Here is a 10661-nt window from a genome sequence, read left to right as displayed (position 1 = left end):
TCGCTACGAGCGCAAGGCTGAGCACTTCCTCGCCTTCACGAGCCTCGCATGCACCCTCATCTGCTACCGCAGACTCACCAAATGAGATGACCTCTAAAGCTGCGCCCCGGCCAAGACGAGGAGATCTGCGGGCAGCGCTTCGGCCCCGAGCTCGGCAAGGGCATCACCATGCTCCGTGCCCAGCTCACCGGCCGCACCGCCCACCGCGTCAACGACGAGACCAGCGCCAACATGGCCTTCGGTGACATCTTCCCTGACGCCGTCCTCGCCGCCATCCAGATTCCCGCGGAGATGCGGGGGATCGCCATCGCGGGCGACTCCTCCGGCGGCTGGCACCGCATCCGTGCCCCGCACACCTCGCTCCGACAGGCCGTGAACCTCTGCAACCGGCACGCCGACCGGACGCCGGACGTGCCGGAACTGGCGCCGTTCCGAGCCGCCCTCGCCGGACCCGCCGCCGCTCCCGTGCCGTCGGTCGGGCCTTCTCCGGCCACCGCCTGATCTCTCGCTCGTCCCATCGGTCGGCGTGACCGTCTTCGCGCCAAGTCCCTACCTCCGCCATGCCTGATGAAGGGAGAACTCGGCATGTGCCCGAACTGCGGGGACTTCGCCCGGACCGTGCTCCTCCTCGGCCAACTCGCCTTGTACGCCGACATGGGCGGCGCAGACCTCGACTTCGTGGAAGCGGTCGGCACGTCCCTCGCCGTCTCCTTGCCCGAGCCTCCGCCCGGCATGTTCGCGTCCGGCGACGACCTCGACGGCGGCCCCATCTACCCCGGTGAGGCTTCCTGATGGCCGCCCGTCACGGCCTGCGCGTCGACGCCGTCCTTGTCCAGGCCGTGATCGCCGGTGCCCTGTCTTTCGCCCACCTGCACGACCTGGCCGCCGCTGCCGGACAGGACGGCTGGAAGGCCTGGGCTTACCCGGTGAGTGTCGATCTGCTCCTGGTCGCCGCCTGGCGACGCTTGCGCTCGAAGGGCCCGTCCCGGCTGGCCTGGTGCTGGTTCCTCATCGCCCTGTTCGCCTCCCTTGGCGCCAACGTCGCCACCGCCGGATTCCTCGACCTGCCGACGCGCCCGCTCTGCTCCGCCTCGGCATCGCCGGATGGCCCGCCCTCGCCTTCCTCGGTGGCACCCTCCTCGCGCACTCCGCCGATCACCAGCTCTCGGATACGCCGGCACCCGCCCCGGCCTCAGCACCCGACATCGCGGAGGATCGCGAACCGACCCGTGAACCCGTGCCGGACCCGGAGCCCTCCCCAGCCCCGGTGGCGGAACCGCCAGCCCTTCCGCCCTCCGACCCGGCGCCCGCGGTTCCGGCCGTCCTCGTCGACCACGCCCGCAAGGTCGCCGCCGACTACCGCGACCGCACCGGCGCACCGAGCGACACCGACACCCTGCGCGCCCGCCTCGGCGTCCCGCCCCACCTCGCCGACGCCATCGCCGCCCAGCTCACCTGACCCGGAAAGGACGACCAGTGACCTCCGACCCCGCCTACCTGACCTCCGCCGACTACCTCGACAGCGCCCGCGAGATGACCGCAGCTGACCGGCCCTACCTCGCCCATCTGCTCGCAGAGGAGGCCGCCCGGCGCACCACCGACCCGGCCACCGCCGCCGGTATCCGTGCCGGCTTCCCCGACCCCACCGCCCGGAAGGACTGACCGCCATGGCCGCCCGCGACAAGTTCCACTCCGTGATGCGCATCGGCCCCGTGCAGATCGGCACCCACCGCGACCGCCACGGCAACACCAAGCACGCCGCCGTTTGCACCGCCGACCGATGCGGCTGGTCCACCGACTACTCCAGCCAGTCCGCCGCCCATCTCGCCGCCCGCACCCACCGCTGCCGCGTCCGCTAGGAGGCACAAGTGCAGGTTCCGCTCGCGCTCCTCGCCGTCGGCTACCTCGGCGTGAAGCTCATCCGCCCGCCCTGGTGGCTCATCGCCGTACTGCCTCTCGGCGGCTACCTCCTCGCCGACAGCGTCCTGGCCCCCGTGATCGACAAGGCCGTCAAGTAGCCGTGAAAGGTGAACCGCCCATGCTGCGTCCCAAGATCCCGACCATGCCCCAGCCCACCGGCCTGACCGTCCCGCCCGCCGCGGTCGAGCCGACCACCATCACCCCGGGCACCCCGATGCCGTCGCCGACGCCCGTCACGCCGGCCCCGACCACGTTGACCCGCCCGACGATCCAGCTCACCCCCGGCACCGCCCTCGCCCTCGTCGGTGCCGGCACCGCCGTCGTCCTGGTGATCGGCACCGTACTGGTCTCGCTGCTCCTGGCCGTCGCCATCACCGGCGCCTCGGTCGCCGTCTGCGCGGTCGTCCTGCGCTCCCCGCTCGCCTGCGACGCCAAACGCCGCTGACCGGGCCCCGGGCGGCCCTGATACCGCCAAGCATCCGCCGCCCGGGAGCCGTCCCCACCGATCGATCTCGCAACCGGAAGGAACCCCCAGCATGGCCCACCGGGCCTCACCCGCGACATCCAAGGTGACCACGTCCACCCACCCACTCGACCCGATCACCCTCGGCGACATCCTCCGGGTGGCCTCGGCTGCCGACTACACCCGCTGGGAGGAGCAGATCCGCCGTACCGGCGGCTGCTCCGACCCGATCCACCTGACCGGCTGGACGTTCACCAAGGACAAGACCACCGGCGAGACCCTGCACCACTACTCCACCGAGGGCGAGCCCGGCGGCCGTCTCCGCCTCGCCTGCGGCAACCGCCGTGCCTCCCGCTGCCCCTCCTGTGCCTGGACCTACGCGGGCGACACCTACCACCTCATCCGCGCCGGCCTCGCCGGGGACGACCGCCGCGACATCCCTGGCGCCGTCCGCGATCACCCGCGCGTCTTCCCCCGCACGTCTTCGAGTCGCCCACCGGGAGGCGGGTGTACGACAACCGGCACACGCGCCTCACGAAGTGGCTCAACGACGGGATCCCGCCTGCCCAGGTGGCCGAATGGGCGGGGAACAGCGTGCCGGTGCTGCTGGCCACTTACGCACGGTGCGTCGAGGGGCAGTTACCCGACCTGAAACGGCGCCTGGAGGCCGCAGGCGATCTCCCCGAGCCATCCGGAGCGGGGTGAGGTTCCTGGCCGAGAACCTCACCGAGAACTTCGACACGTATTCGACAGGGCCACCCGCGAGAACCCGGTGACAGCCGGACAGCCCCGGAACCTCCCCATGATCGTCGCGGGAGCGTCCGGGGCTTCGTCGTGGCGAGTGAAACACGCCCTGACCAGCAAAAATGCCCTCCCATAGGGAGGGCGGGAACGTGCGCCCCCGGCAGGACTCGAACCTGCGGCCAAGCGCTTAGAAGGCGCCTGCTCTATCCACTGAGCTACGGGGGCCGGGTGGGGTGGCCTCGTGAGCGGTGCCCTGGTGGGGGCTGACCGTGACGGTGCCGGGGTCAAGGATAGGGCTCCCGGTTCCTTGACCCTGTCGCTTCCCCTCCGTGGCTCGATGTGGAGGTTCGGTGAAGCGGTCCTGATAATCGCAGGCAGGTGCGAATCGTGCACCGTTTTTGGCGGCCTGCGTCACCGGGTGTTGTGCACTCGTTATGCCTCGACTGCGCCCGTGTCCCAGTCGTCCCCTCCGCCCGTTCTGTCCGGTCGGCACGCAGACATGTCTATATGCTTCAGAATTCCCCTAAAATTGGGCATTCTTCACATGTGGTGACCTTGGACGTACGGCCTCAGCTGCTCGACACACTTTCCGCTCTGCGCGACCGTGTCGCCGCCGCACGCTTTCCGCTGCCCCTGGCCGGGGCCCCACGCGCGCGTGCCAACCGCGACGAACTCCTCGCGCAGCTAGACGACTACCTCGTACCCCGGCTGCGGGAACCCGAGGCGCCGCTGCTCGCCGTCGTCGGCGGTTCCACGGGCGCGGGGAAGTCGACGCTCGTCAACTCGCTCGTCGGCCGCCGGGTGAGCGAGGCCGGCGTGCTCCGGCCGACCACCCGGACGCCGGTGCTGGTCTGCCATCCGGAGGACCATCACTGGTTCAGCGGCATGCGCGTGCTCCCCGACCTGACGCGGGTGTGGGTGCCCCACCAGGACCCCGGCGACGACTTCATGCCCCCCGGCGAGGAACCCGGACGTCTGCTGCGCGTCGAGTCCGCCGACTCCCTCCCGCGCGGGCTCGCCCTCCTCGACGCCCCCGACATCGACTCCCTGCTCGCGGACCACCGTGTCCTCGCGGCCGAACTGATCTGTGCCGCCGACATCTGGATCATGGTCACGACGGCCGCCCGCTACGCCGACGCCGTCCCCTGGCACCTGTTGCGCACCGCCAAGGAGTACGACGCGGCCCTCGTCACCGTCCTGGACCGGGTGCCCCACCAGGTCGTCTCGGAGGTCTCCCGGCAGTACGGCGCCCTGCTCACCAAGGCCGGCCTCGGTCACGTACCCCGCTTCACCGTGCCGGAGCTGCCCGAGTCCGCCTGGGGCGCCGGCCTGCTGCCCGCCACCGCCGTCGCGCCCCTGAAGAGCTGGCTCACCCAGCACGCCCAGGACCCCGCCGCACGGCAGTACGTCATGGCCCGTACCGCCCAAGGCGTCCTCGACTCGCTCAAGGCGCGCATGCCCGAGCTGGCCAGCGCCGCCGCCGCCCAGTACGCGGCGGCGCTCCGGCTCACCTCCGCGGTGGAGACCGCCTACGACCGCGAACACGACCGGGTCCGGGGCCGCCTCCAGGCCGGCGCCGTACTCGCCGGCGACGCCCTCAAACGTTGGCGCGCCTTCCCCCTGGACTGCACCGCGGGCGAACTCCTCGACGCCCTCGTGGAGAGCCTCGCGGCCCTGCTGCTGTGTGCCGTCACCGCCGCCGACGAGCGTGTCGACGACGTGTGGCGGCGTGAACCCGCCGCGGGCGCCCCCGGTCTCGCCGGCCGCGACGTGTCCCTGGAGAGCGCCGAGCACCGTATCGGCCTGGCGGTACGGCGCTGGCGGCGGGAGCTGGAGGAGTACGCCGAGGACGAGGTACGGGACCTGGATCGCACCGGCACCCTCGACTCGGAGGCCGTCGCCGCCCTGGTCGCGACCGCGGTGCTGGGCGGGCGCCGGGCACGTACCGCCGGCGAGGGGCTCGCCGAACGGCTCGGCGCCCATGGCGCGCTGCGCCTGCGGGACCGGGCCGGGCGGCTGCTCATCGAACACGTGGACCGGGTCGTGCACGCCGAACGGGAGCGGCGCCTCGCCCCGCTGTACGCCCTGGACGTCCATCCCGAGCACCAGGCCGAACTCATCGCCGCGCTGTCGGTACTTCAGAAGGAGAGGTGAGCGGTGACCGCCGTCACTGACCAGGACCACACCGAACACACCGACCACATGAGGCGCGGCGATCACGGCAGCGACAATGGAGGCACCCGGTCCACGGAGCACAGTGGCCGCGCCGGCACGGTGGCCACGGACAACGCCGCGACCGCCGCGTGCGCCGACGGCCCCACGGCCGAGCAGGCGCGCCGCACGGGGCACGCGGACCCCCTCCAGGGACATGTGAGTCCTACGCAGGGGCACGGGCACATGAGTCCCGCGCAGAGACACATGAGTCCCTCGCACGGACAGGTGAGCCTCGCGGAGGGCAGTCGAGCCGAAGACGGGCCCGCCACCGACGACCACGGCACCGCGAGCTCCGCCCCCCGGCCCCGCGTCGTCGGCGTTTCCGCCCTCGGCGTCCCCGAAGGCATCGGAGAAGGCGTCGACGGGAACGGCGAGAAGAACCGGGGCGCGGACGCGGTCACGAGCCGGGACGGCGGTGGCGACGCTCACGGCCGCGGTGACGGCCACGGCGAGGGTGATCAGGAAGAGGACGGCGGCAAGAGCAAGGGGAAGGACAAAGGCAAGGAGACCGTCGGCGAGCAGCACGCGCGCGTGACGGGTGAGGACGCCGACCGAGAGAGCACCGCACGCGTGCACGGAGAGGACGCGGACCGTGAGCGACCCGCACGCGTGCACGGGGAGTACGCGGACCGTGAGCGACCCGCACGCGTGCACGCGGAGAGCGCCGACCCTGAGCGAGCCGCGCGCGGGCCCGGCGCCGGCGAGATCGCCTGTGTCCCTCGCCCACACCCCCATTCATCCGGGCCCCGCACCGCGGCGGAAGCCAAACAGGGCACCGGCACCAGCGCCGGCACTGGCACCACGGCCACCGGCACCGGCACCGGCACCCGCACCGGCACCGGCACCGGCACCCGCACCGGCATCGACCCAGACCCGCACGCGAAGACGAAGGCGAAGGCGAAGGCCGGCACCAGCCCGGAAACCGCCACCGTCCCGGACGCCGTAGCCGATGCGGAATCCCAGGAGACCTGGGACGACGGTCTCATCGCCCGGCGCGTGACCGAGGCCAACGCCGCCGCACTCGCCGCCGAACGTGCTGCCGCGATCGAGCCCGCGCATCGCGGTCCGGCGGGCCACATCCCGGCCCCCCTGGCCTATGACGGCCCCCTGCGCTCCCGTCTGGACGCCCTGCGGGAACTCGTCGGGCTGTCCCGCACCCGCCTGGACAACCACACCCTGGCCGAGGCGGGCCGCGTGCTGGACGAGGCCGCGGCCCGCCGCAAACTGTCCGGCCGGCACACCGTCGTCGCCCTCGCCGGGGCCACCGGCAGCGGCAAGTCCCAGCTGTTCAACGCCCTCGCCGGAGTGCCCATCTCGGAGACCGGCGTACGACGCCCCACCACCGCCGCGCCCATCGCGTGCAGTTGGAGCGACGGCGCGGCGGGCCTCATCGACCGGCTGGGCATCCCGGGCCGGTTGCGCCGCAGGCCGCTGCACAACCAGGAGAGCGAGGCGCAGCTGCGCGGGCTGGTCCTGATCGACCTGCCCGACCACGACTCCGCGGCCGTACAGCACCGCGAACAGGTCGACCGGATCCTGAAGCTGGTCGACGCGGTGATCTGGGTGGTCGACCCCGAGAAGTACGCCGACGCCATCCTGCACGAGCGCTATCTGCGGCCCATGGCCGGCCACGCGGAGGTCATGTTCATCGTCCTCAACCAGGTGGACCGGTTGCCCGGCGACGCCGCCGACCAGGTCCTGGACGACCTGCGGCGGCTGCTGGACGAGGACGGCATCGCGCTCGGCGAGTACGGCGAACCGGGGGCCACGGTGCTCGCGCTGTCCGCCCTCACCGGCGAGGGCGTCGGCGATCTGCGCGAGTCGCTCGGCGAGTTCGTGGCGGAACGCGGCGCGGCGGCCCGCCGGGTGGCGGCCGACCTGGATGCCGCCGCGGCCGAGCTGCGGCCCGTCTACGCCACCGGGCGGCGGGTCGGCCTGACCGAGGAGGCGCGTGAGGAGTTCGCGGACCGGCTCGCGGACGCGGTGGGCGCCACGGCGGCGGGCGAGGCCGCCGAGCGCGCCTGGCTGCGGAACGCCAACCGCGCGTGCGGCACGCCGTGGCTGCGGCTGTGGCGCTGGTACCACGGCCGCGGCGAGTCCACCACGGGCCGCATCCCGGTGCGCACCCAGGCGGACGAGGAGGCAACGGCCCGCCAGCGGGTGGAACAGGCGGTCCGTACGGTCTCCGAGCGCGCCTCGGCCGGGCTGCCCACGCCGTGGGCGCAGGCGGTGCGCGAGGCGGCCGTGCGCGGCTCCCAGGGGCTGTCCGAGGCGTTGGACGACCTGGCGGCGCGGGCGGGACTCCCGCCGGGCCGGCCGCCGCGGCCGGGCTGGTGGCCGATGGCCGTGCTGGTCCAGGCGTCGATGACGCTCCTCCAGGTCGTGGGCGGCCTGTGGCTGGTGGGCCAGATCGCCGGCGTGATGGCGCCCAACCTCGGTGTGCCGGTGGTGCTGATGGTGTGCGGGATCGTCGGCGGGCCGCTGGTGGAGTGGGGCTGCCGGATGGCGGCCCGCGGCCCCGCACGGCGTTACGGCCAGGACGCGGAACGCCGGCTGCGGGAGGCGGCGGCGAGCTGCGGCCGGGCCCGGGTGCTGGACCCGGTGGCGGCGGAGCTGCTGCGGTACCGGGAGGTCCGCGAGCAGTACGGCAGGGTCGTGCGGACCGGGGCCGCGGTGGGTTGAGCGGGGCGGGGCGGGGCGGCGCCTCTCGCATGTGAGGCGTCTGGCGGCGCTCCCCCTGCAAGCAGCGATGCGGTGGCCACCCGTGCGGGGGGCGGGGTTCTCCACAGACGGATGGTCGTCCACAGCGCTCAGCGGGCCCGGCCCGGCGGAGGCAGTCTGAGGTCACGGCGATCGCACGGCGGGTCCGGCCGGAGACACGGCGGACGGTCACGGGCGGTCGGCGGGAGATGCGGGCACGTACGGCAGTCGTACGCGCCGGCACGGCAGACGCAGCCGTACGGGACGGGCCCGTACGCGTGCCCGCCCGGCCGGAAGGGGACGGGCGAGGGAGGGGAACGAGGACATGAACGAGACCATCGTGTGCGTGGTGGGCAACGTGGCGACCCAGCCGGCGTACCGCGAGCTGGCGGCGGGACCGTCGGCGCGGTTCCGGCTGGCGGTGACCGCGCGCTACTGGGACCGGGAGAAGAACGCGTGGGCGGACGGGCACACCAACTTCTTCACGGTGTGGGCCAACCGTCAGCTCGCGGTCAACGTGGCCGCCTGTGTGGAGGTGGGCCAGCCCGTCGTCGTCCAGGGCCGGCTGAAGGTGCGCACGGAGCAGCGTGAAGGGCAGCAGCAGTGGACGTCGGCCGACATCGACGCCGTGGCGATCGGCCACGACCTGTCCCGCGGTACGGCACTCTTCCACCGCGCGGCCAAACCGGAGGCACCGCCGACGGCGAACCGGCCGGAGCCGAACTGGGAGACGCCCCGGCCCACCGGCCCGCAGGAGGGCGGAGAGCCTCGACGGGCACGTGAGGAAGTGGCAGTGATGTGACGTCAGACAGGAGTCGCCCGCGGGACGCCAGGGAGAACGCCCGCGACCCGGCCGGCGCTCCGTTCCGCGGCCTCCGGTACTCCCGGTACTCCCGGTACCGGTACTCCCGGTACTCCCGGTACTCCCGGTACTCCCGGTACTCGCGGTGCTCCCGGTGCTTCCGGTACGCGCCGTGCGCACGGTGCGCACGGCCTCCAACCCCCGTACGAACCGGTGGATTTGTCGATATGGCCAGCTCATGGACGGTCCTGGCGATAACGATTCCAGATCGGATCGGCCATCGGATGATCCGACCGGCGGGCGAAGCTCCGCCTGATCCATAGGATGCCGGGCGTGCCCCTAGGGGCTGCTGATTCTGCTGGTGGGACCGTCCCCCACGTCCAACGGGTCCTGCTCGAAGGGGAATTCTGTGCTTGCTGCGCTCTCTGGGTTCTGCCGGTCCACCGGAGCGGCCCGCCTGGCCGCCGCCACCACGGTGTCCGGCCTCGCGGCAGCCGGCGTGCTGTCCGGCGCCGGTACGGCCGCGGCCGAGGGGACGCCGCAGAGACAGGGCGGGGCCACGGCGACGATCAACGGGCTGAAGACCTACGGCGAGGCCGTGATCCACGGGGACGGCGGCGACCAGCGGGTGTCGGCGGGTCTGTTCGAGATGTCCGTGGACGGCGGCGGCACCTTGCAGACGTACTGCGTCGACCTCCACAACCCGACCCAGCGCGACGCCCGGTACCAGGAGACGGCCTGGAGCGGTACGTCGCTGGGCACCAACAGGAGCGCCGGCCGGATCCGCTGGATACTCCAGCACTCCTACCCCCAGGTCAACGACCTCGCCGCGCTCGCACGGCGGGCGGGCACGAGAGGACTGACCGAGCAGGACGCGGCGGCCGGCACCCAGGTGGCCATCTGGCGCTACTCGGACGGGGTGAAGGTCGACGCCGTCGACCCGCAGGCCGAGAAGCTCGCCGACTACCTGGAGAAGAGCGCCCGGAACACCACCGAACCGCAGGCCTCGCTGACCCTGGACCCGCCCGCGGTCTCCGGCCGGCCCGGCGATCTGCTCGGACCGGTGACCGTGCACACCAACGCGGGCGCCGTCACGGTGAGCCCGCCGGCGGACGCGGCCGCCGGCGGGGTCCGGATCATCGACAAGACCGGCAAGGTGATCACCTCCGCGAAGGACGGCACCCGGCTGTACGTCGACGTGCCCGAGGACGCGGCGGACGGGACGGCCGAGCTGACCGTGCAGGCGTCGACGACCGTGCCGGTGGGCCGTGCCTTCGCCTCCGAGAGCCGCAGCCAGACCCAGATCCTGGCCGGTTCCAGCGAGTCCACGGTCTCGGCGGCCGTGACGGCCACCTGGGCGGCCGAGGGGGCCGTACCGGCGGTCTCGGCCCGCAAGAACTGCGCCGAGGGCGGTGTGGACATCGTCGTCGCCGACAAGGGTGACAAGCCGTTCACCTTCGAGCTGATGGGCGCCCAGCACACGATCCCCGCGGGCACCTCCCGGACGGTGACCGTCCCGCTCCAGGAGGACCAGGCCTACGACTTCACGATCACCGGCCCCCACGGCTTCAGCCACCGCTTCACCGGCGTCCTGGACTGCCGGACCCAGGGCGCGGTCACGACCGAGACGGCCCAGTTGCGCAGCGAGCCCAGCCCCGCCACGGTGGGCGCCGTCACGGCGGACACCACCGACCTGGCCGCGACGGGCGGTTCGGCGATCACCCCGCTGATCGCGGGCGTGGCCATCGGTCTGGTGGTGATAGGCGGCACGGTGCTGGTGGTGCTGCGCCGCAAGGAGACGACCCCCGGCGCGTGACG

General features: G+C 72.9%; 9 protein-coding genes, 1 tRNA gene and 3 pseudogenes. 12 read left to right on the top strand and 1 reads right to left on the bottom strand.

Annotated features, from left to right (window positions below; translation table 11 throughout):
• Positions 1–120 precede the first annotated feature (120 nt).
• From AB0F03_RS28460 to AB0F03_RS28425, 8 genes and pseudogenes are all read left to right on the top strand, one after another.
• Positions 121–501 (top strand): annotated as a pseudogene (locus tag AB0F03_RS28460) (plasmid transfer protein); the annotation flags it as partial.
• An 84-nt stretch (positions 502–585) separates the two neighbouring features.
• On the top strand, positions 586–792 hold the full coding sequence (locus tag AB0F03_RS28455; protein WP_361996902.1) for a hypothetical protein: 207 nt from the start codon (positions 586–588) through the stop codon (positions 790–792).
• Positions 792–1459 (top strand): annotated as a pseudogene (locus AB0F03_RS28450) (DUF2637 domain-containing protein). The gene AB0F03_RS28455 and the pseudogene AB0F03_RS28450 overlap by 1 nt, the downstream one beginning before the upstream one ends.
• Positions 1460–1476: 17 nt before the next feature.
• Positions 1477–1662, top strand: a complete 186-nt coding sequence (locus AB0F03_RS28445; protein ID WP_361996900.1) for a hypothetical protein — start codon at positions 1477–1479, stop codon at positions 1660–1662.
• A gap of 5 nt (positions 1663–1667) precedes the next feature.
• Positions 1668–1859: a mobile element transfer protein gene (locus AB0F03_RS28440; RefSeq protein WP_361996898.1), complete on the top strand. Its 192-nt coding sequence runs from the start codon at positions 1668–1670 to the stop codon at positions 1857–1859.
• Between the two features lie 9 nt (positions 1860–1868).
• Positions 1869–2018, top strand: a complete 150-nt coding sequence (locus AB0F03_RS28435; RefSeq protein WP_361996896.1) for a hypothetical protein — start codon at positions 1869–1871, stop codon at positions 2016–2018.
• 20 nt (positions 2019–2038) lie between these two features.
• Positions 2039–2365 (top strand): SpdD-like protein, encoded by a 327-nt coding sequence (locus AB0F03_RS28430; protein ID WP_361996894.1) that lies wholly within the window; start codon positions 2039–2041, stop codon positions 2363–2365.
• Between the two features lie 91 nt (positions 2366–2456).
• Positions 2457–2855 (top strand): annotated as a pseudogene (locus AB0F03_RS28425) (replication initiator); the annotation flags it as partial.
• A 424-nt stretch (positions 2856–3279) separates the two neighbouring features.
• Here the strand turns inward: AB0F03_RS28425 and AB0F03_RS28420 are convergent.
• Positions 3280–3352: transfer RNA gene (locus tag AB0F03_RS28420), tRNA-Arg, on the bottom strand.
• Between the two features lie 321 nt (positions 3353–3673).
• On the opposite strand from AB0F03_RS28420, the gene AB0F03_RS28415 reads away from it, so the two are divergent.
• The 4 genes from AB0F03_RS28415 to AB0F03_RS28400 all read left to right on the top strand — a co-directional run bounded on the left by AB0F03_RS28415 (position 3674) and on the right by AB0F03_RS28400 (position 10659).
• On the top strand, positions 3674–5281 hold the full coding sequence (locus AB0F03_RS28415) for a dynamin family protein (RefSeq protein WP_361996892.1): 1608 nt from the start codon (positions 3674–3676) through the stop codon (positions 5279–5281).
• A gap of 243 nt (positions 5282–5524) precedes the next feature.
• Complete coding sequence (locus tag AB0F03_RS28410; RefSeq protein ID WP_361996915.1) at positions 5525–8023, top strand: YfjP family GTPase; 2499 nt, start codon at positions 5525–5527, stop codon at positions 8021–8023.
• 343 nt (positions 8024–8366) lie between these two features.
• Entirely contained in the window at positions 8367–8843 is a 477-nt protein-coding gene (locus AB0F03_RS28405; protein WP_361996890.1) for a single-stranded DNA-binding protein, read from the top strand.
• Positions 8844–9300: 457 nt separating this feature from the next.
• Positions 9301–10659, top strand: a complete 1359-nt coding sequence (locus AB0F03_RS28400; RefSeq protein ID WP_361996913.1) for a Cys-Gln thioester bond-forming surface protein — start codon at positions 9301–9303, stop codon at positions 10657–10659.
• Positions 10660–10661 lie beyond the last annotated feature (2 nt).

Source organism: Streptomyces sp. NPDC028722, assembly GCF_040637655.1.
GTDB lineage: Bacteria > Actinomycetota > Actinomycetes > Streptomycetales > Streptomycetaceae > Streptomyces.
This window is presented reverse-complemented; position numbering and strand designations above follow the sequence as displayed.

Excerpts from the sequence above, each read along its gene's own strand:
- AB0F03_RS28405 (WP_361996890.1), top strand. The coding sequence starts at position 8,367 with ATGAACGAGACCATCGTGTGCGTGGTGGGCAACGTGGCGACCCAGCCG.
- AB0F03_RS28440 (WP_361996898.1), top strand. The coding sequence starts at position 1,668 with ATGGCCGCCCGCGACAAGTTCCACTCCGTGATGCGCATCGGCCCCGTG.
- AB0F03_RS28455 (WP_361996902.1), top strand. The coding sequence starts at position 586 with ATGTGCCCGAACTGCGGGGACTTCGCCCGGACCGTGCTCCTCCTCGGC.
- AB0F03_RS28410 (WP_361996915.1), top strand. The coding sequence starts at position 5,525 with ATGAGTCCCGCGCAGAGACACATGAGTCCCTCGCACGGACAGGTGAGC.
- AB0F03_RS28430 (WP_361996894.1), top strand. The coding sequence starts at position 2,039 with ATGCTGCGTCCCAAGATCCCGACCATGCCCCAGCCCACCGGCCTGACC.